Source organism: Geobacillus zalihae (genome assembly GCF_030414215.1).
Taxonomy (GTDB): Bacteria; Bacillota; Bacilli; order Bacillales; family Anoxybacillaceae; genus Geobacillus; species Geobacillus zalihae.
Map to the genome: position 1 here is coordinate 2,297,898 of NZ_CP129217.1, position 20,772 is coordinate 2,318,669.

The window sequence follows — 20,772 nt, forward strand, 5'->3', positions numbered from 1 at the left end:
CCCTGTACGACTGTTTCCGCGTCTCACCCCCCGAAGATTCGGAAACTGCGGCAAGCAAGGCAGGTCTACTGGCTCATGCTTCATCCTACTCTGAAGCCTTCCCGTACGGAAAACAGCGCAAGCCATCTGTCCGTACAGTGGCGATTTCATTTCGTCCGCATTGACAGTTGCGGGGACAGCTCCGGATTCCCACCGGATTCCCTATTAAGCCGTTTCGGCACCTTGCTGCAAATGGATTCAGTTATGGGATATGGACATTTTTATATTAAAACAGCGTTTGCCGTTTGACAACTATTTTTATAGAAAACTGGCAGCCAGCTCTCCAAACCAGCGTTCCCAGCCAAGCGTCCGCCTAACCGCCATAGGAAAAGGCGCCCCGCCTTTATGCAAGACGCCTTTCTGACTGCCGGCTCCACTCGTCACTGTTGAATATATTTGTCAAACACAAAACCAAAATCTTTGACCGTATAGTTCTTTTTCGCTTCCGTCAGCCAGCGAAAAGCGTATTCATTCACGGCCTGAAAATCCGCCGACACATTGGCGCCGTCGCCGCGCATGTTGGCAAACACCTTGGCCGCCAGTTCCAAACTCCGCTCCGCATAGTTGAACTTCGTTTCGTTTTCATGGCAAATGTCCGCGATCGCCAGCAGCGATTTATACAAGTCTTTCAGTTCCTCGATATGCTTTTTATGCACATCGATCGAGTATGCGTGCGGGCCGATTTTAAATTTGATTTCCGCATCCAAATCGACCGTCCCGGCTGTTTCGAGCGACACGTCGGAAATCGGATGCTTATAGTAATCGTAGCGGCGCAGCGTCCGTTTTTTGCTCGCGGCGCTCGTGCCGTCCAGATGAATGAGCGCGCGGTTTGTGAAGCAATATTCATCGGATTTCGACTTGATGAGAAAATAGATTTTTTCTCCATCCTCGTGCATCACATAATCATCGGCATCCACTTTGTCGTAGTCTTTCGGCTGAATAACCGAGCCGATGTCGCTTAGCCCAAGCACATCGGCGGCGACTTTTCCAAACATGCTCATGTTCCTCCGGCTCCTTCCACGTTTTATCGGCGCCCACCTATTGGCGGATGAACGGCGTTTTGCCTTAACAAGGCGCCGTAATCTCATACCTTTCATCTATGTAATACGTCGAGATCGGAAAAACGTTTCATCGCCTCTAAAAATCAAAGACCCGACGCCTTTTATGACGGCGTCAGGCTTTACAAGCGACTACAGTTCCCCGCTTAGACGGGAGTCTTTGTTCGTGAGCCGCAAAAAGATCAGGTAAAATTCAACAACAGCAAATCCGCCCCAAACGCCGTGGCCAGTTCGGCGTTGGTGACCGCCGGATACAGCGGCGCAAATTCCCCGACGACTTCCGCGACGATCACCCTGCCTTCTGACGCTTGAATCGATTGTTTTAACACATGGTGCAATCCGACTGGAATGAGCAGCCGGTTGAGGAACCCGAAAATGCCGACGCCAACCGCCCCGGCGCCGACGATCCAATGGCCGACCGCGTTGATGCCATCTTGAATCGGCGGCCATACATAGCCAAAAATCAAGGCAAGCACGAGCATGACAAGCGATGTCACGATCGGCACAAACCGCCGGCCGCCGAAGAAGCCGAGCCAATCCGGCAGCTTGATATCATGATAACGGTTATATAAAAGCCCGGCGATCACCCCGGAGAGGATGCCGCCCAACACAGACATATTGATGTCCTTATCAATCGCGGCGGCCCCTTTTGTCAAGACAAAGTAACCGATCGCGCCGGCCAGAGCGGCGGCGCCGTTGCCATCTTTCGCAAAACCGATCGCCACGCCGATGGCGAAAATGAGCGCTAAATTGGAAAACACTGCATCGCCTGCGGCGGCGATAAACGGAATATTCAGTGAACTACCCCCACTTAATTTTCTAGCGAAAATTTGAAGTGGGGGCTTCCAAAGAAGTTTGACTGCTTCAAGCAATCCTTATTCTTTGAGGCGTGTCCACTTCGCCGCTAGAGCATAAGACACTCAGGTCTACAGCTTTACTTTTCTTTAAGATGTTTAATGCGCCATTGACATCAGCATTAATTAGTTTGCCAGACTTTGTTCGATACAAGCCGCGCTTAATACGTTTGCCGCTGAACTTATATTCTTTTGGATTGTCGGCATTATATTCAGGAATCTCATCGCCGTCAAAAAAGCTGGCTTGAGACGTATAGGATTCTTCCTGTTTCAAGAATTCAATGCCGTAAAATTCACAAAGATATTCTAGTTTTTCTTTTATGTTACCGAGAGGAATATTGACAAAGTTTTGATTTGTCTTTTTTCCTAGATTAATATTGCGTTGCCATGTTTCCGCATAGCCAATGACAAGTTTGCCAATTTGATTTTCAATACAGTAGTTAATGATGTAACGGCAAGTCTTGTTGATATAATCATTCACTTTATTATTGCGATTCATAGCAAGCAAAGCCTGTTTACGAGTGGTGCCTTTGATTTTTTGCTTATCTTTTATGCTTTGAAGTCTGGCATTTTCTTTGTTAAACCATTGATTTATACTTTTTAATCTCCGCCCATCAATGATGAATGATCTGCCGTCTGATGTGACACAAGTGGCAAAATTGTTTAATCCTAAATCAATTGCCAGTGCTTTTTGGTCATTTAATTCTCTTTGATCTTCAGGCATTTCATATTTGTACTGAATCTCAAAGAACCTGGCATGATGCTTAGGAATGATTTCAATCTGCTTAATCTTTTTGTCCAGTAACACAGGCGGAATCGTTATCGTGATAGGCTTGTGAGTCTTTTTAAATAGGCGAGAATACGGTATCGTAAATTTGTTGCCGTCTATACGAATCTGGCCAATGATCAGTGAATGAAAGCCATCTTTTTTAAGATATTTTGGAATACTGATAGCCTTGTGGTCATATTTTCCTTGTTTGGCAAGACTGATCAAACCAAAGAAAGATTTAAAGGCTTCATTGACCTTTTTTAAAATTTGCTGTGCCATGTTGCTGTTTAACAGCTTATAGTTTTCGTTAGTTTTGGCAAGATGATAGTTTTTCTCATAATTAAGAAATTCCTTGTGTTCAAAATAGTATTGTCTGACATTGTACAATCCGACGTTGTACATGTTCTTGGCAATATGGCACAGTTCTCGAAGAGTCAAGTATTCTTCTTTGGTCAAACCATTTAGCTGTTGTTTGATACAAAAATACATTTTTTCACCTCCCATCTAACTATATTATACCATATTTTACTGAATCTATCCTATTTTCAGCAAAATATAGTTAAGGCGATTCATCTCCCACTTACTCCGCTTCGCTTCGTTGAAGTGGGAGTCTTCTCGCCTAATTAAGATAAATCAGGCTGACCGAGCCGAAGCAGCAATCCTGCCGCCGGCAAAACGGCAATCGGCAACATTAATGCTTTTCCAAGCCGCTGTAAAAAGCCTAACATCATGATCCTCCCCTTTTCATCTCAATCATAAATTTGTACCGGTCGCCGCGGTACACCGATTTGACGACTTCAAGCGGCCGACCGTCGACAAGGTGCGTGCGGCGCTCAAGCAACAGCACCGGAGCCCCTTCTTTCATCTTCAGATGCTCCGCCTCCACCTTGCGGGCGACCGATGCTTCCAATGTTTGAACAGCGGAGCCGATGATCATCCCTTTTTCTTTTTCGATAAATTCATAGACGGAACCGCTTACAACATCACGCGTCAGCCCGGGAACAAGATGGACAGGAATGTACAGCGTCTCCAACGCCATCGGCAAGCCGTCGGCCAACCGAAGGCGGCGGACTTCGTAAAGGTCATCGCCTTCCGTGACGCCAAGTCCTTCAGCGAGCTTCTCGGAAGCCGGAACCATCTCAAAGCTGAGGACGATCGTGCCCGGCTCCAGGCCACGCGCCCGCATATCTTCGGAAAAGCTCGTCAGCCCTTTCAGCGGCTGCTCGATTTTTTGGGCGGCGACAAACGTCCCCTTCCCGCGCCGGCGGATGAGATAGCCATCGTTCACTAAATTGTTGACCGCCTGCCGAACGGTCATTCGGCTGATGTCATACATTTCCGCCAACTCGCGCTCAGACGGGATTATCTCGCCCGGCTGCCATTCTCCTTTTTCAATCTTTTCTTTTATATATTGCTCGAGCTGATAGTAAATCGGAATCGGCGACTGTTTATCGATCACGGCGCATCCACCCACTGCTTTTCCTTTGGGATGAGCGAGAGCGCCTCTCGGTCGGCGATGATCGTCACGTCCGGATGAAGGTGAAGCGCTGAAGCCGGCAAGTCCGGTGTGACAACGCCTTCGAGAAGCCGGGCCATGGCCTCCGCTTTTTCCTCCCCTGACGCCAACAGCACGATGCGGCGGCTGCGCAAAATGGTCGCAATCCCCATCGTAATGGCATAGCGCGGCACGTCATCAAGCGATGGGAAAAAGCGGGCGTTCGCTTCCCGTGTCAGCTCGGTCAGCTCGACGACGTGGGTGGCTGTCGAAAACGGCGTCCCAGGCTCGTTGAACCCGATATGGCCGTTGCGGCCGATGCCCAAGAGCTGCAAATCGATGCCGCCCAATTCATCGATGAGCCGCTCGTAACGGCGGCATTCTTCGTCAAGATCAGCAGCCAAGCCGTTCGGCACATGCGTCTCGTGAAGCGGGATGTCAAGCTTTGAAAACAAATGCTCATTCATATAATGGCGATAGCTGTTCGGATGATCCGGACCAAGGCCGACGTATTCATCCAAATTGACCGTGCGCACAAGCCGATACGATGTCCCATGCTGCCGATGATCGGCGGCCAATTCGCGGTACACACCGAGCACGGTCGAGCCGGTCGCCAAGCCGAGAACAGCGTTCGGCTTTTCCTTGACTTGTTTGATGATGATGTCCGCCGCCTGACGGCTCATCTCTGCGTAGTCAGCAGCTTTCAAAAGCTTCATGGCCATCGCTCTTCCTCCTTTCATCCGGTTTGCGATAAGCAAGAACGCCGCGGCAAAACGTCATCATGACTTCATATCGTTCATTCAAAACGACGACATCGGCGTCTTTGCCGGGCCGCAAGCTGCCTTTCCGATCAAGCAAGCCAAGCTGTTTCGCCGGATTCCAGCTCGCCATGCGGATCACCTCTTCAAGCGTGCAGCCAGTATAATCGAGCACACGGCGGATGGCCTCGCCAAGCTTGAGCACGCTTCCCGCCAGCGTGCCGTCGGCAAGCCGCGCCTCCCCGCCGCAGACTTCCACCTCTTGGCCGCCGAGATCATACTTCCCATCGCCGAGACATTTCGCCCGCATGGCGTCGGTGATTAAGATAAGCCCATCGCTTCCTTTATTCCGGTAAGCGAAGCGGACCATCGGCGGCGCAACGTGCAACCCGTCGGCGATCAGCTCGCACATCACTTCTTCAAACATAAGCACCGCACCGGCGACACCCGGTTCACGGTGATGGATGCCGCGCATCCCATTGAACAGGTGGGTCGCATGCGCCACCCCTGCATGGACCGCCGCTTTTACTTCGTCGTAAACGGCATCGGAATGGCCGATCGAAGCGATCACACCGGTCTGTTTCAAGTAGGAGGCAAGTTCCAGCCCCCCGTTCCGCTCTGGGGCAAGCGTGACAAGGCGGATATGGCCGCCCGCCGCCTTTTGCCAGTGCTGGAACAGTGAGATGTCCGGATCGGCGAGATGGCGCGGGTGCTGCGCTCCGGCGCGCTTCAGCGACAAAAACGGTCCTTCCAGATGAACACCGAGCACTTCGGCGGCTCCCGGCCTGTTCGCCTCCGCCATATAGCGAGCGACGTTGCGAAGCGCGGCTTCGATTTGTTCGCTTGGCGCTGTCATCGTCGTCGCCAGGAAACTTGTCGTCCCTTCCGCCGGCAAGGCGTTGGCCATCTTGTAAAGCGCCTCCGGGGTCGCATCCATGACATCCGCCCCAGCCGCCCCATGAATATGGACATCGATGAATCCCGGCACGATGGAAAACCGTGAGGAAAGCTCGATCACTTCCGCCCCTGCATCAGTTGGGCACGACGACATCGGCCCGATCGCGGCCACTTTTTCCCCTTCGATCAGCACATACCCTTGTTCAATGTTTCCTGTTTCTGCATACACCGCGGCATTTTTCAATATCCACCGCTTCATCGCGATTCCCCACTTTCTGTCTCTCATTATAACATTATATATTCTAGTTGTCTATACCACTAAAACAAATCCGTCAACCAGTTCGCTTCAGCATGAAAGAAGCAGGGAAGCCGTGGCTTCCCCGTTCTTCCAAACGGCGCTACGCTCCTTTCGGTCCGCGGGCCGGCAAATAAAACGAAAACGTCGTTCCTTCGTTCAGTTTGCTGTGAACGGTAATGAGCCCTTTATGCGCTTCGACGATGTTTTTGGCGATGGCAAGGCCTAACCCGGTGCCGGAACGGCCGCGCGTGCGCGCTTTATCGGCTTTGTAAAACCGTTCAAACACAAACGGCAAATCCTCTTCAGGAATGCCGGAACCAGAGTCTTGGACATGGATCGTCACGCCGTCGCCGCTTGGTTCGATGATGAGGCGAACTGTGCCGCCCGATTCCGTATGGCGGATGGCGTTGTCAATTAAGTTCGTCAGCACCTGTTCGATCCGATCCGGATCGAGAGCGATTTCGATGTCCCGATCGCGAAACTCGGCTGTCAGCTCAATCTGCTTTTCTTTCGCCAGCCCGTAAAACTTGCGGATCACCCGCTCGATGTAAGGAACAAGCTTGACTTGTTCGTACTCTAGCTCGATATGGCCAGCTTCCATGCGCGCCAAGTCAAGCAAATCGTTAACAAGGCGGCCCATGCGCAGCGACTCGTCGTAAATGACTTTCGCCATCTCTTTCTTCTCTTCTTCGCTCGCCGCGATATCGTCGATGATGGCCTCGCTGTAGCCTTGGAGCATGGCAATCGGCGTGCGCAATTCGTGCGAAACGTTGGCGATAAAGTCTTTGCGCAGCTTGTCAAGCCGCCGCTCTTCGGTCATGTCGCGCAAAACAGCCACCGCGCCGCGCACCATCGTTTTGCCGTACAGCGGCGTCATTAAAATGACCCACGTCCGCCCCTGCAGCGTCACTTCGGTCGATTGCTCCTTCTCCTCGCGAACGACGCGGGCGAACAGCTCTTTCACTTGCGGCGGCAGCGGGGCCATGGCCTCGACGTCGTTCCCTTGCTCAAAATACCACGCCTGCAAAAACCGCTCAGCCGGCGGGTTCGTAATCAAGATTTCCCCGTCGCGGTTAAACGTGATGACGCCATCGGCCATGCTGCTTAAAATGCTGGCGAGCTGTTCTTTTTCCTGGTTTAAGGCGTTGATGTTAAACTGCAGACGCCGTCCCATTTGGTTGAACGCCATCGCCAGCCCACCGATCTCATCGTTCGTTAAAATCGGCACTTTCATATCGAAATGGCCCCGCGCCATTTCGAACGCGGCTTGCCGCATTTTCCGGAGCGGAGCGGTGATGCGCGTCGACAAGAAAAAGGCAAAAAACGTCGTCATAATAATGGCGATAAAGGCGGCAAGAAAAATGAGCTCTTTCGTATGCTCCGTTGCATCGGCGATCGCCTCGAGCGACTGATAGATAAACACAGCTCCTCGGCTGCCATCCGGCATCGACATCGGCACGCCGACAATGATCATATCACGGGGCAGCTTTTCTTTTGGATGCCGCTGTGGCATATACAAACGCTTTTTCACCGTTTTCCCATCTGTCAGCACACGCCGCAAGTCCCGATCTTGGCGGATCGACGACAGCGGCATATTGTCCAAACCAGCATCGCCAGGCGAATACCAATAGTGCGACTCATCGGCGACGATGACGGCTTTCGTTCGATTGTCCACAAGCGTCCAAGCGATCGAGCGGGCAAGCTGCTCATCGCGGTAATCGTGCATCACCTCGGCCACTTTTGTCGCCAGGCGGGTCAAGTCGTTTTCCGCTTCCTGCACATAATAATCTTCCAAAAATTTAATAAGCAAAATGCTTAAAATAAACAGCACGCACGAAACGAGCAACAAAATCGTAAACCATAGCTTGCCGACGACGCTGCGAAACAGCCACATCAGTCGTTCACTGCCTCAAACTTGTAGCCGACGCCCCAGACGGTGACGATCATTTTTCCCGCCTGCGGCGACGCTTTATTCAACTTTTCGCGCAACCGTTTAATGTGGGTGTCGACCGTGCGCAAGTCGCCGAAAAACTCGTAATGCCATACTTCCTTCAACAGCTGTTCGCGGTCGAACACTTTGTCGGGCGAGCGGGCCAAAAAGAGAAGCAGCTCATATTCTTTCGGCGTTAAGCTGACTTCCTTGCCGTCGACCGTCACCCGGTGGGCATCGTTGTCAATCGTCAAATGCGGAAACACAAGCACGTCTTTCGCCGTCGTCTCCACCGGCGCGTAGGCGGCGTTCGCCGCGCGGCGCAACAGCGCTTTTACGCGCAGCACGACTTCGCGCGGACTGAACGGCTTGACGATGTAATCATCCGTGCCGACTTCAAACCCTTGCACGCGGTTGGATTCTTCGCCTTTTGCCGTCAACATGATGATCGGCGTCGTTTTTTGCTCGCGGATTTCTTTGCACACCTCAATTCCATCTTTGCCCGGCAGCATCAGATCGAGCAAAATGACGTCATAATCATTCGTCAACGCCTTCTCCAACGCTTCATTGCCGTCGCCGGCCTCATCGATCACATAGTTTTCCCGCTCCAAATACATTTTCAAGAGCCGCCGGATGCGCTCTTCATCGTCAACCACTAAAATACGGATGGTTTTTTCTTGTTTTTCCAATGCTTTGCACCCTCCCATCATCAATGGAAACACTCCCTATTTTCTAGTTTACCGAAAAACCGGATGCTCGCCAACAGAGCATCCGGTTGTTTTCCATTATGTTCCGGCGTACGAGTGCAATCCCGCAATGACGAGGTTGACCGCCACTAAGTTAAACATAATAATGGCAAAGCCGATGACGGCGAGCCATGCCGACTTTTCACCATGCCAGCCTTTTGACAAACGAAGGTGCAAAAAGGCAGCGTAAAACAGCCAAGTGATAAGCGCCCACACTTCCTTCGGGTCCCAGCCCCAAAAGCGCGTCCAGGCAATTTGCGCCCAAATCATCGCGAAAATGAGCGCCCCGAGCGTAAACACCGGAAAGCCGATCGCCACCGCCCGATAGCTGATCTCATCGGTCAGATCCAAGTTAACGTTCTTCACGAGCGGCTTGAGTGCGGCGGCAACGCGCTTGCGCAAGAGAAGCCGAAGCATGATGTACAGCGCCGTTCCGGCTATGAGCGACCAGATGACCGTATTGAGCTTTCTTGCATTGATGATCGCCGGCATCTCAACAAGCGGCTCCATGCGGCCGGCGCTTTCTTTCATAAGCTCCCCTTTGTGCGGCCCAACGAGCGCCGGCATATCGTAGATGACCTCAACCGTCTGCTTGTTTTTGTCGACCCACGTGAACTTCGCTTCATACCCAGAAAGACCGAACGCTGTCGAAACGATGACAAAGCCGAGCGTCGTAATTAAGCAAAACATGACCACTTCGAGCCAAAACGTCCGTTTCGACGGCTTCGATTGATCGACGACGCGAATCAAATAGATGAGCCCAGCGACAAAGCTGATGGCCAAAATCGCTTCACCAGCCGCCGCCGTCGTCACATGGATGTGCAGCCAATCGCTTTGCAAGGCGGGAATGAGCGGCGAAATTTCCCGCGGAAACATGCTTGCGTAAGCAATCACAAGCAACGCGACCGGCAGCGCAAACAAGCCGAGCACACTCAGCCGGTAAATGAAATAAATAATAATGAAAGCAGCAACCAGCATCATGCCGAAAAAGGTCGTAAACTCGAACAAGTTGCTCACGGGCGCGTGCCCGGCGGCGATCCAGCGCGTCACAAAATAGCCGACTTGGGCGAGAAAGCCGATGATCGTCACGGAGATGCCGAGCTGCGACCAACGGTCCTTCTCTTGCCGTTCTTTTCGCTTGTCGCGAATGGCGCCGCCAAAAAAGAACGTGCCGATTAAATATAGAACGAACGCGATATAGAGCAACGTGCTGCTAAGCTGTGCCATGTCCATGGACTTGTCCCCCTTGTCCGGCTTTTTTGTCGTTTTCGAGCTGATCAGCCGGCATCATGACGCCGGTGCCGTCAAGCAAACGGCGCAGCTCGTTTTTCAAGCCGAACCAGTTTTTATTCGTGTGCGCGGCGATCCATAGCTCGCCGTTTACCCGCTGCACCCAAATGCGGCGGTGGTTCCAATACATCCCTTGGATGAGCCCAATCATGAAAATCGCGCCGCCTACCCCTAAAATCCAAAGCGTAAAGTCGCGGCGGACGGTCAAACCGGAGACATTGCGGGTTTGAAGCCCTGCGAACGCCATTTTGTATTTGTTGTTGCCAAACGGTTCGATCGTTTGCCGGATGGCGACGAAACTCACTTCCCCTTTCGGCCGGTCCGGCGCGTACATTTTGAACACGAACGCCGGATTGTTCGGCACGCGCGACTTCGTTGACGGATTGCCGTCTTCATCAAACTCAAAATCAGGAAAATAGCTTAATAGCTCAACGCGATACCCATGTCCGAGATTGTACGACTCTTTCGGATCATACAAGTCGACCGTCACCGTGCCGAACGTTTCCCCCGACTGCTTGTCCGCCAACTGAAATGACATCGCTTTCGGCTCATTCAAGCGGAAATCGACTTGGTAGAGCGCATAATGGTCGAACTCCAGCGGCTCGTTGACGCGAATCGGATACTCCTTCACTTTTTCAAGCTTCGGCTTGGCGCCGGGGATCACAGGACCGACACGCTTATACAACACGACGTTTGTTTGATAGTTTTTGGCGATCATCCCGTTGCCGACGCGGTCGATGGCAGCGTTGAACACTTCGTTGTCTTTGCCTTTCTCATATGTTTCAAAAATAAATTTTTCACTCTTTAAAAAGTAGCGGCCGTTCGTCCCAGGAATTTCTTTCGTCTCCCCTTCCGGAATCCACATCACCCGATCGATGTACATGCCGGGAACGGAACGAAGCATCGCCCCGATCAAGAAAATGATGAGGCCGATATGATTGACGTACGGCCCCCAGCGGGAAAACCGCCCTTTTTCAGCGAGCAAATGCCCGTCTTCCTCGCGGACATGGTAGCGCCGCGCAGCCAGCCGTTCTTTCAACACAGCCATCGTCTTGTCGAGATCGCTCACATGCGAGACGCCAAACAACCGCTGCCGCTCTAAAAAGCGCGGATGGCGCTTCACCCCTTGCCGCTTCAAGGCGCGATAAAGCGGAACGACCCGGTCCAAGCTGCAAATGACAAGCGAAACGCCGATTAAGGCGATGAGCAAAATGTACCACCATGAGCCGTACAAGTTGTTAAAGCCGAGCTCATAATACAGCTTCCCTGCCCAACCGTACTGCTGCTTATAATACTCCGCCGGATCGACGTTCGGCGGAATATACATTTGCTGAGGGAAAATCGTGCCGATCGCCGAAGCAATGAGCGTAATGACGATGAGCGCCACTCCGACTTTGACCGACGAGAAAAACGCCCAAATTTGGTCGATCATCGTTTTTTTGTACGTTTGCGACCGGCGGGCGCTTCCTTCGTAGCGCATGTCCAAAATCAGTTTTTCTCCCAAATCGGCAAGCGGCTTGCCGCACGACTCACAAAACGCCGTGCCGTGCGGATTGACATGGCCGCATTCGCATTTGACGTGTTCCATGGCGCAAAACTCCTTACGGTTTGATGCTTTCTAGATGCCGTTCGATGTCTTCTTTCGTCATCGTTCCGGTAATGATTTGTTTTACTTCGCCGTTTTTGTCAATCAAAAACGTTGTCGGCAGCGGCCCGACGTTATAGGCGTTCAATACTTGATCTTGACGGTCGATCACAATCGGAAATGTCAGGCCGAACCGTTCCGCGAATTTTTCAACGCTCAACTTCGGTTCACCGACATTGACAGCCAAAATTTCAACCCCTTGTTTTTTGTAAATCGGGTACAGCTCGTTCATATACGGCATCTCCCGCTCGCACGGCTTGCACCACGTTCCCCAAAAGTTCAAAAAAACGCCTTTGCCGCGATAGTCTGAAAGACGATGTTCATGCCCTTTCAAATCGGTCAGCACAAAATCAGGCGCCGTCGAACCAACAGCGACAGCCGTTTTCTCCGTGAAAAAATTCGTGTAAATCGTATAGCCGATCGCCGCGAGCAACACGAGCAAAATCGCTGTCCTCATCACTAAGCGCTGTTGTTTTTTCATCGTTCAAACCCCTTTACGTTTCTCCTCCCCCACAGCCAACGCTAGAGGGGGAGGCAAGCGGTTCACAATCTCCCATTTTCCATTATAGCAAAGTCCCTCGCTCGTTTATGCGCAAGGATATGAACGTTATGTGACAATCTTCGTCATTTTCTTCCCCCGGATTGGGCAAGGACGCGCAGCAACTTCACCTCATGCGGTGTCAGCTCGCGGTATTCGCCGGGGCGCAGCCCTTTCAAATCGAGAAACGCGTACCGCTCCCGCTTCAGCTTCAGCACCTCGCAGCCGATCGCCTCAAACATGCGGCGCACTTGCCGGTTTCGTCCTTCGTGGATACGGATTTCCACAATGGCTGTCCCCTTCTTTCGGTCGGCGGAGAGCAGCTTCACTTTGGCTGGCGCCGTCATGCCATCTTCCAACTGCACTCCTTGTTCGAGCCGTTTCAGCTGCTCGTGCGTTGGAATGCCTTTCACTTTGGCAATGTACACTTTTTCAATTTCATACCGCGGGTGCATAAGCAGGTTGGCAAAGTCGCCGTCATTCGTCAACAAAAGCAGTCCAGACGTATCGTAGTCAAGCCGCCCGATCGGATAAATGCGTTTGTCCAGATCTTTGAAAAAATCGGTCACCACTTTGCGGCCTCTGTCATCTTTGACGCTGGAAATCACCCCGCGCGGCTTGTACAGCAAATAATATACCGGCTCTTCGCGCTCGATCGGGATGCCGTCGACTTCGACATCATCGCGCGGCCCGACCTTGACGCCAAGCTCCTTGACGACGCGGCCGTTCACTTTCACCCGCCCTTGCAAAATGAGTTCTTCCGCCTTGCGCCTTGACGCGATGCCGGCGCGGGCGATCACTTTTTGCAACCGTTCCATTCTCTCTCACCTCTTTCATCATCTTACCCTTTCCGTCTAACAGATACAAGTGCGGCACTTTTATTTTTCACCTTTCCCGTTCCCTTTGCAAACAAAAAACCCGCCGGACGACGGGAACGAAAAAAGGCGCCGCTAGCGCCCGAATACAAACAAAACGATGAAAACAGAAACAATAAAGCTGAGAATGTCGGCCAAAATGCCGACTTTTAACGCATCGCCCATTTTTTTGACGCCGACGGCGCCAAAATAGACGGTGAGCACGTAAAGCGTCGTCTCCGTACTGCCTTGGATCGTAGAAGCAAGGCGCCCGATGAACGAATCCGGGCCGTAAGTAGCGATCAAATCGGTCGTCATGCCGAGCGCCGCCGTGCCGGAAAGCGTGCGGAGAGCCGCAAGCGGAACGACTTCGGCCGGCAGTCCAATGGCATCAGCCAGCGGTTTGATCACTTCCATCATGGCATCAAGCGCCCCTGAGGCTCGGAAAATGGCGACCGACACCAACATGCCGACCAAATACGGGATGAGCGAAAACGCGATCTCGATCCCTTCCTTGCCGCCTTCCACAAACGCTTCGTACGTCGGCACTTTCTTTGCTGTACCGTAAAGCAAAATAAAAGCGATGAGCGCAGGGATCAGCCAAACAGAAAGAAGTTGGACGATGGCCATTATGGCTTCCTGCCTTTCCGCATCCGTTTCCAATAATAGTACCGGTCAATCAATACCGCCCCAATCGTCGAAATCGTCGAGGCGACGATCGTCGTCCCAATGATCTCGCCAGGCGCCGCTGAACCGTACGTCATGCGGATCGAGATGACGGTCGCCGGAATGAGCGTAATGCCTGATGTGTTCATGGCCAAAAATGTCACCATCGACCGGCTCGCCTCGTCGCGGCCGCCGTTGAGCTTTTTTAGCTGCTCCATCGCCTTTATGCCCATCGGCGTCGCCGCATTGCCAAGGCCGAACATGTTGGCGACCATATTCGAGACGATATAGCCGAGCGCGGGATGGCCGGGCGGCACCTCTGGAAACAAGCGGCGTACGAGCGGCATAAACAGGCGCGCCGCTTTGTCAAGCAAGCCGGCGCGTTCCGCGATCGCCATCAGCCCGAGCCAAAACACTAAAATGCTGACCATGCCGATGCTGATCGTCACCGCTTCTTTGGCGCTTTCAAACACCGCTTTGTTCACTTCGTCCATCGTGCCGTTGGCCGCCGCAAAGACGATGCCAATGACCGCCATCATCACCCAAATGAGGTTAACCATCGCTTCTCACACCTAAAAAGCGAAATGCTTGCCATAAAAACCCTCGGCCGCTTCCTTCCTTTCCCGGTTCATACAGCAGCGGCACCGAATCAACCGCCTTTTGATGCAAATAAAGCACCGCCTTTCCGACCTCTGTCGGCACCCGTTCTGGGTATTTTTTCCATTCTTTGCGCGGCTTCAGCAAATACACTTTCACCTGCAGCCCGCTCTCCTCTTTATCGGTCACCGGATATCGCAAATCGCGGACCGCCTGCAGCCGCCCGCGGTAAAACGGATCAGAAATTTTGTCGACCACCCGCTCGCTGCTCACTTTGGCGATGTGATAATGAGAAAATCCATATTCGTACATAGCGATATGATCATTCCAATCGTCCGGTGCATCCAACGTCACGGCGATCAAATCGACGCCGCCTTTGGACGCCGTCGTCACGAGCGTGCGATGGGCCCGTTTCGTATAGCCGGTTTTGCCGCCGGTGCAATATTCGTAAAGACTTGTCAACAACTTGTTTTTATTTCGCCACACACGCGCGCCGTCTTCGCCGGGCGGAGCGGGGGCGCGGTACACTTTCGTCCCCGAGATGCGCCGAAACTCTTTGTTTTTCATCGCATATTGCATGAGCAGCGCCATATCGTACGCGGTTGAGTAGTGGTTTTCCGCGTCATCCAACCCGTGCGGATTGGCAAACTCGGTATCACGCATCCCGATTTCAGCCGCTTTTTGGTTCATTAAAAAAACAAATCCTTCGACGCTGCCGCCGACATGTTCAGCGATGGCCACCGCCGCGTCGTTGCCGGAACGAAGCATCAGCCCATATACCAAATCGCGCAGTTTGATTTTCTCCCCTTGGCGCAAGTAAATTGACGACCCTTCGGTCCGGACAGCGCGGGCGCTGACCGTCACCGTGTCGTCCATCTTCCCCGATTCAATCGCCAAAATGGCGGTCATAATTTTCGTAATGCTGGCGATGCGCCGTTTTGTATAGGCATCCTTGGCAAACAAAACCCGCCCGGAATGCTGCTCTATCAAAATCGCGCTTTTTGCGCTCACCCCATCCATAGCGCGCATCCGCTCTGGAACAAATGCCATAATCCCCGCAGCGAGTGCAAGAATGAGCGCAATGAGCCGCTTCTGCTTATTCATCTCATATCGGCGAGGATCCCCCTCCTTTAAGGAGCGGGGAGGAATCGCCTGTTCCTCCTTTCCGATTAGGCTGAACGGGCCGCAGCCGAAGAAACGTCGCGGCGGAAACAGGCTGAACCCCAAAGCCGCGTTTTGTACAAGTGTATGCGTCGATGGGACAAATATGATGAAAAAATGCCGTTGCAAGGGGAGACAGCCCTGAACGATCCGCTCCGGCGCTTGCGCTGGGCTCATTGATGACATTTCCCTGCAAAGAGAAAGCCGCTCCCCGAAAAGACGGACAGGTGTCCTGATGGATCGCAGCGCCTGCTCTCCCAAAAAAACGGGCAGGGGGTTCCCCCCCGCCCGTTTAAAACGGCTGCCAACGAAGCTTCCGCGCCTCATGAAAGCGCTCTTCAACGTTGCGCCAGTTGACGACGTTCCACCAATGTTCGATGTACGCCGCCCGATCATTTTTGTATTGCAAATAGTAGGCATGCTCCCACACATCAAGCACAAGAAGCGGGATCACATCCCATTGCGCCATGAGCTGGTGTTTTTCCGCCTGCAAAATTTCCAGCCGGTGCGCTCGCGGCGCCCAAACGAGCAGCGCCCAGCCGACCCCTTCGGCGCTTTTCGCCGCTTCGGTGAAATGACGGCGAAAGGCGGCAAAGCTGCCAAAATCGCGCTCGATTTGCGCCCGCAGCTCCCCGCGCGGCTCGCCGCCGCCCTCTGGATGCATGTTGTACCAAAAGATAGTGTGCAAATAATGCCCGGAGCCGTGGAACGCCGCTTCCCGCTCCCAATGTTTCAACAGATCAAAATTGTTCGTCCGGCGCGCCTCGGCCATCATCCGCTCCGCCTGATTGAGACCGTCGACATAGCTTTGATGATGCTTCGTATGGTGGAGGCGCATGATTTCTTCGGAAATATGCGGCTCGAGTGCATCATAACGGTACGGCAGCGGCGGCAAGACATGACGGCCGGGCGCTACTTGTTGACGCGGCTCACCGCCGTCGTCCGCATCCACCCAGCGTCGCTTTCCATCGGTCACGTTGTCCGCTTGACCCGGCTCGCCGTCAGCTATATCAGGCAGCGAGTCGGAGAGCTCCGCCATAAAAGCCGGCTCTTTTCCGTCCTCAACCCGCTCTGCCGTCCCGCTGGTGTCAAGCCATCCGTCTTCGTTCTCTTTGTTTTCACTCTCCAGTTCAGGCGACACCGATTCCCCTTCGACTTGTTCTTGCGTCGCCTCTTCTTCCCGCTCGGCAGCTGACGAATCAGCCAGGCGGACGGCCCGAGTGTATACGTCATCGACAAGACGCTGGAGCTCGTAAATCGCTTCTTCGGTCCATTCATCGCCGTGTCCATCGATGTACGCCAACAAAGACGAAAGCCCAACATCCTCAGCCATCCTGCGTGCAGACAGCGCCTGTTCAACTTGTCTTCCCCACGCAGCCGCTTCCATGACATACTGGCGAAGCGCACCGACATACACGTCATCGGCAAGGCGCTGAAGCTCGCGGACGGCCTCTTCCGTCCACTCGCCGTCATGCTCGGCAATAAACTCGAGCAGCGACGAAGCGCCATCCGTGCTTGCCCCACGCAAAGCGAGCGTCTCCTTGACTTGATTTCCCCATTCGTTCACCCTAGCCGCATATTGGGCGAACAACACCTGATCGTCCATTTGGTAAAAACCTCCTCCTGTTTTGTTCGCCATATCGTATGCTGTCATGGGGAAATCGTTCTTGTCCGCATTCACCCAAATTCCCGGCCGCTCATACATAGAGGAGCGAGGGCAGTCATCATAGGAAAAGACAGCAAGGAAGAACAGAATCGCCGCAATGCTTCCCTGCGGCGGGTCTGCAAATGAGCCATAGATAAACCGCTCAAAAAAATCGGGCTGACCCAAAACATATTCGCGTTTTGGGTCAGCCCCCCTTTTTTCTGAAAAAGGCAGGCTACTTTGGCAAACTGCCGGCTGCACCAAACGGTTTCCTTGTCCGGACGCACAGAAAACGCGGCGCCAACCGCATTTTCTCGTTACGCCGACCGTTCAGGCAAGCGGCACTCGCCGGTTTCCACCCATTCGCTGACAAGCGCCTGCAGCGTTTTGGCGTCTACCTCGGCAAAATAACGGCGCAATTCCTCTTCATCGTGAATATAGACGCGCTTTCGCTGCCGATACGCCGGATTTTTCCATAAACAGACAAGAGCAATGATGTCGCGCAAATGAATGTCGCGCCCATTAGCCGTAAACAGTGGATCGCTTTCATACGGCAGCCAATCAAGCAGCGCCGCCTCAAAATGGCGCAAATACAACACAGACAGCGTCCGCTCTTCGCCCCCGTCGCGGTACGTGACTTCCGAGCGGTTGAAATAGTCTTCAAACGTGTTCGATTGCGACTTTTGCAGCTCTTCACCGTACAGGCGGCAAACGTTCATGAGCGCTCTCCTTCCCGATCAGCCATTTTTCTTTAGTTTACCATATTCCGGCTGCCCATCGCTCAAATTTTCTGCTAATTTTTCGAAAAATAAATCCGCTTCCCGCTCGGATTCGCCATCGTCCGCCCATTCCGGCAGCGGCGGCAGCTCCTCGAGCGTTTTTAGCCCGAAATAATCGAGAAATTCCGGGGTTGTCCCGTACAAAATCGGCCGCCCGGTTCCTTCGGCTCGTCCAACCTCTTTAATGAGCGCCCGTGCCATCAGCGTCTGCAATGGCTTGTCGCTTTTTACGCCGCGAATTTCCTCAATCTCCGCGCGTGTAATCGGTTGGCGGTATGCGATAATGGCGAGCGTCTCAAGCGCCGCCTGCGACAGCGGCGATGCTCCCGGCGCTTCGACCAACTTCTTTAAATAGGGGGCGTGTTCTTTTTTTGTCGCCAACAAAAACACGCCGCCAAGTTCGACAAGCTGGATGCCGCGCTCTTCCCGTCGGCAGTCTTGTTGAAGCTCCTCGATCACCGCTTTCGCCTCTAGCTCGCTGACTTCCAACACAGCGGCAATTTGTGAAAGCGACAGCCCTTCGTCACCGGCAGCAAACAACAGCGCTTCGACAATCGCCTTCGCCGGCTTGAGCGCGCCGGCTCCCTTTTTTTCTCTTTCGTTTTGTTCCATCGCCCTTCTGCCACGCCAAACTCGTTGGCGCCCCTCCTCCTTTCCTCCTGTTTTCGTCGTTTCCCAAGTCTTCTCACCCCAATGTGAGTCAACTCTCCGCCTTATCATGGCATGGGCAAACAAACAACAAAAGAAAAGCGGCCCGCCGCAGCGAACCGCCGCGGCCAAACCGCACCACCTCAACCGGCTGGTTTCACCGCAAGAAACAAATCGCTGAAATTCCGTTCTTGCTCAACGATGATTTCGTCTTGCTTCATCAACTCTAAAATGGCCAAAAACGTCACGACGATATACGAACGATCGTAGGACGGAAACAGCTCGTAAAAGTTTTTCCGCCCGTTCGCCTGCTTTAGTTCATGCAAAATTTCCGCCATGCGCTGTTCGACGGAAATATCTTGGCGGGAGATTTTCGCCCGCATCGGTTTTTGCAGTTTTTTGCGGCGCAACAGCTTCGACAAGGCGCCAAGCATATCGTATACGTTCACATCCAGCGGCGCCGCCTTTTTCTCATCCGCGTATGCGCTTAAGTCGCTCGGCGGCTTTGTAAACAAAAGCGCCCGTTCCTCTTCGCGCCGCTTCAGTTCGCGCGCCGCCTCTTTAAACTTTTTATATTCAAGCAGCCGCTGCGTCAGCTCCTCACGCGGGTCCCCGTCATCGCCCCACTCGATGTCGCCGTCGACCGCTTCTTCATTGGAGGGCGGCAGCAGCATTTTGCTTTTGATCGCAAGCAAGGTGGCCGCCATCACTAAATATTCGCTGGCGATATCCAACTCAAGCTCCTGCATGGCGTGAATGTACGCCATATACTGCTCCGTAATTTGCGCGACCGGAATATCATAAATATCAATTTCATAGCGGTTGATCAAATGCAAAAGCAGATCAAGCGGCCCTTCAAACGCTTCGATTTTGACGTTGTACGGCAATTGCACATCCATCCCACCATTTTTTCCAGAACCACCGCCCGGTAGGCTCGTCTCCAGCTGCAGTACATTTATTGTATCATAACGAAGCGGCGAAGCGAACGGAAAACAGTCTCTTTTTTGCGCCGCAGGCCGCCGAAGCCGTATAATCGAAGAAGAGCCGTCCGCCTTCACATGGCGCGGCCCACTTTTGAAAGGAACGATGGCCGATGTATCCAAAAGCGTATATCGAGTATTTGGTCCATTTCCATAGCGACCGCGATTATTTTGAATGCCACGAGATTTTGGAGGAACATTGGAAACAAGACGGTCGAAACAAAGGTTGGCTTGTGCTCATTCAAATGGCGGTCGCTTTTTACCATTACCGGCGCGGCAACGTCTTGGGAGCGCTGCGCCTCATTCGACGGGCGCGGGCGCTGCTTGACGAAGCGCAAGAGATGATCCGGCGGCTCGGCCTCGATGACGAGGCGCTCGCCCGCTTGCTCGACGAGACGGCTGGGCGGATCACTCGCGGCGAACCGTACGAAAGCGTCGAACTGCCGATTCGCGACCGTTCCCTTTATGAGCAATGCCAGGCCGCCTGCGCCCGCCGGCAGCTCGTTTGGGGGCAAGCCAGCGACCTAGCCAACCTTGATCTTGTGGATAAACACCGGCGCCGCGACCGCTCGGACGTCATCGCCGCACGCGAACAAAAAAAACGGGCCAAAGCGGAAGGAGTTGGCTTCCCTCCCCCTCCGCCGCCCGCCTGAGCGCGGCACCGCGCTAGTTTCGTTATTCGTTGCACGCATGGCATTTATCGAAAAACGAGGCGGTCCACTCGTTGGCGCACAATCGGCGGCCCGGGTACACCTCTTTCAATGCCTTGACCATCTGTTTTCCGATCCCTTGGTGGCGGTGTGACGGATTGACGCTGATGTGCTGGATTTCCACAACATCAGGAGCGCGCAACAGGACGCCGATAATGCCGACGATGTCATCCCCTTCTTTCCATAAAAACAGCTGCCAATCGTTGTTTGTTTCATACTGTTTCATCGTCTGCTGCAGCCGTTTCAGGTCTTTTTCCGTCGGCATAAACGACAACAGTCCCATGGCGATTTTCTCATAGTTTTTTCGGTAACGGATTAACATAAAAATCCCTCATTATCGACAAACGCTTTTCCGAAATGGAAAAGTTTTTGTCATTTTCTCTATACGTATTATAAACATTCTCACCGATATTGT

The 20,772-nt window shown here is 53.1% G+C and carries 21 protein-coding genes, 2 pseudogenes and 1 riboswitch; of the genes and pseudogenes, 1 reads left to right on the forward strand and 22 read right to left on the reverse strand.

Annotated features, from left to right (window positions below):
• Positions 1-41: 41 nt before the first annotated feature.
• Positions 42-240: riboswitch (cobalamin riboswitch) on the reverse strand.
• 179 nt (positions 241-419) lie between these two features.
• The 21 genes and pseudogenes from QWV57_RS11560 to QWV57_RS11655 form a co-directional block, all read right to left on the reverse strand.
• A complete protein-coding gene (locus QWV57_RS11560; protein ID WP_033005264.1) occupies positions 420-1,034 on the reverse strand; it encodes a PH domain-containing protein in 615 nt (204 codons plus the stop codon).
• Between the two features lie 245 nt (positions 1,035-1,279).
• Entirely contained in the window at positions 1,280-1,426 is a 147-nt protein-coding gene (locus tag QWV57_RS18040) for a DUF7916 family protein (protein ID WP_494407779.1), read from the reverse strand.
• Positions 1,409-1,894, reverse strand: a pseudogene (locus QWV57_RS11565) (PTS transporter subunit EIIC); the annotation flags it as partial. The pseudogene QWV57_RS11565 and the gene QWV57_RS18040, both read right to left, overlap by 18 nt.
• Before the next feature lie 67 nt (positions 1,895-1,961).
• Positions 1,962-3,209 carry an RNA-guided endonuclease InsQ/TnpB family protein gene (locus QWV57_RS11570; RefSeq protein ID WP_014195799.1) on the reverse strand — a complete coding sequence of 416 codons (1,248 nt, stop codon included), beginning with the start codon at positions 3,207-3,209 and terminating at the stop codon, positions 1,962-1,964.
• Between the two features lie 140 nt (positions 3,210-3,349).
• A pseudogene (locus QWV57_RS11575) lies at positions 3,350-3,448 on the reverse strand (PTS transporter subunit EIIC); the annotation flags it as partial.
• Positions 3,448-4,179, reverse strand: a complete 732-nt coding sequence (locus tag QWV57_RS11580; protein WP_033005270.1) for a GntR family transcriptional regulator — start codon at positions 4,177-4,179, stop codon at positions 3,448-3,450. The gene QWV57_RS11580 and the pseudogene QWV57_RS11575, both read right to left, overlap by 1 nt.
• Entirely contained in the window at positions 4,176-4,937 is a 762-nt protein-coding gene (gene nagB / locus QWV57_RS11585) for a glucosamine-6-phosphate deaminase (RefSeq protein ID WP_081132538.1), read from the reverse strand. The genes QWV57_RS11580 and nagB overlap by 4 nt, the downstream gene beginning before the upstream one ends.
• The gene (nagA, locus tag QWV57_RS11590) at positions 4,909-6,129 is read right to left on the reverse strand and encodes an N-acetylglucosamine-6-phosphate deacetylase (protein ID WP_033005249.1); all 1,221 of its coding nucleotides are present in this window, start codon (positions 6,127-6,129) and stop codon (positions 4,909-4,911) included. The genes nagB and nagA overlap by 29 nt, the downstream gene beginning before the upstream one ends.
• A gap of 139 nt (positions 6,130-6,268) precedes the next feature.
• Positions 6,269-8,062 carry an ATP-binding protein gene (locus QWV57_RS11595; RefSeq protein WP_020754613.1) on the reverse strand — a complete coding sequence of 598 codons (1,794 nt, stop codon included), beginning with the start codon at positions 8,060-8,062 and terminating at the stop codon, positions 6,269-6,271.
• The gene (locus tag QWV57_RS11600) at positions 8,062-8,787 is read right to left on the reverse strand and encodes a response regulator transcription factor (RefSeq protein WP_272945220.1); all 726 of its coding nucleotides are present in this window, start codon (positions 8,785-8,787) and stop codon (positions 8,062-8,064) included. The genes QWV57_RS11595 and QWV57_RS11600 overlap by 1 nt, the downstream gene beginning before the upstream one ends.
• 96 nt (positions 8,788-8,883) lie before the next feature.
• Positions 8,884-10,071 (reverse strand): c-type cytochrome biogenesis protein CcsB, encoded by a 1,188-nt coding sequence (gene ccsB, locus QWV57_RS11605; protein WP_033005273.1) that lies wholly within the window; start codon positions 10,069-10,071, stop codon positions 8,884-8,886.
• Complete coding sequence (locus QWV57_RS11610) at positions 10,058-11,722, reverse strand: cytochrome c biogenesis ResB family protein (protein WP_020754616.1); 1,665 nt, start codon at positions 11,720-11,722, stop codon at positions 10,058-10,060. The genes ccsB and QWV57_RS11610 overlap by 14 nt, the downstream gene beginning before the upstream one ends.
• A gap of 13 nt (positions 11,723-11,735) precedes the next feature.
• On the reverse strand, positions 11,736-12,260 hold the full coding sequence (resA, locus tag QWV57_RS11615; RefSeq protein ID WP_011231764.1) for a thiol-disulfide oxidoreductase ResA: 525 nt from the start codon (positions 12,258-12,260) through the stop codon (positions 11,736-11,738).
• Between the two features lie 143 nt (positions 12,261-12,403).
• Positions 12,404-13,135: a pseudouridine synthase gene (locus QWV57_RS11620; protein ID WP_011231765.1), complete on the reverse strand. Its 732-nt coding sequence runs from the start codon at positions 13,133-13,135 to the stop codon at positions 12,404-12,406.
• Between the two features lie 132 nt (positions 13,136-13,267).
• Positions 13,268-13,801, reverse strand: coding sequence for a spore maturation protein (locus QWV57_RS11625; protein WP_011231766.1), 534 nt, complete (start codon positions 13,799-13,801; stop codon positions 13,268-13,270).
• Complete coding sequence (locus QWV57_RS11630) at positions 13,801-14,397, reverse strand: nucleoside recognition domain-containing protein (RefSeq protein ID WP_012820700.1); 597 nt, start codon at positions 14,395-14,397, stop codon at positions 13,801-13,803. Before QWV57_RS11630 ends, QWV57_RS11625 begins: the two co-directional genes overlap by 1 nt.
• Positions 14,390-15,538, reverse strand: a complete 1,149-nt coding sequence (locus QWV57_RS11635) for a D-alanyl-D-alanine carboxypeptidase family protein (RefSeq protein WP_060787657.1) — start codon at positions 15,536-15,538, stop codon at positions 14,390-14,392. Before QWV57_RS11635 ends, QWV57_RS11630 begins: the two co-directional genes overlap by 8 nt.
• A gap of 349 nt (positions 15,539-15,887) precedes the next feature.
• The gene (locus QWV57_RS11640; RefSeq protein ID WP_033005275.1) at positions 15,888-17,201 is read right to left on the reverse strand and encodes a superoxide dismutase; all 1,314 of its coding nucleotides are present in this window, start codon (positions 17,199-17,201) and stop codon (positions 15,888-15,890) included.
• Positions 17,202-17,557: 356 nt separating this feature from the next.
• Positions 17,558-17,959, reverse strand: coding sequence for a hypothetical protein (locus QWV57_RS11645; RefSeq protein ID WP_020754622.1), 402 nt, complete (start codon positions 17,957-17,959; stop codon positions 17,558-17,560).
• Positions 17,960-17,977: 18 nt separating this feature from the next.
• Entirely contained in the window at positions 17,978-18,631 is a 654-nt protein-coding gene (scpB, locus tag QWV57_RS11650) for an SMC-Scp complex subunit ScpB (protein ID WP_033005253.1), read from the reverse strand.
• A 179-nt stretch (positions 18,632-18,810) separates the two neighbouring features.
• Positions 18,811-19,566 carry a segregation/condensation protein A gene (locus tag QWV57_RS11655; protein WP_033005256.1) on the reverse strand — a complete coding sequence of 252 codons (756 nt, stop codon included), beginning with the start codon at positions 19,564-19,566 and terminating at the stop codon, positions 18,811-18,813.
• Positions 19,567-19,760: 194 nt separating this feature from the next.
• On the opposite strand from QWV57_RS11655, the gene QWV57_RS11660 reads away from it, so the two are divergent.
• A complete protein-coding gene (locus tag QWV57_RS11660) occupies positions 19,761-20,300 on the forward strand; it encodes a DUF309 domain-containing protein (protein ID WP_012820694.1) in 540 nt (179 codons plus the stop codon).
• Between the two features lie 22 nt (positions 20,301-20,322).
• On the opposite strand, the gene QWV57_RS11665 is transcribed toward QWV57_RS11660, so the two are convergent.
• On the reverse strand, positions 20,323-20,679 hold the full coding sequence (locus QWV57_RS11665) for a GNAT family N-acetyltransferase (protein ID WP_013144843.1): 357 nt from the start codon (positions 20,677-20,679) through the stop codon (positions 20,323-20,325).
• Positions 20,680-20,772 lie beyond the last annotated feature (93 nt).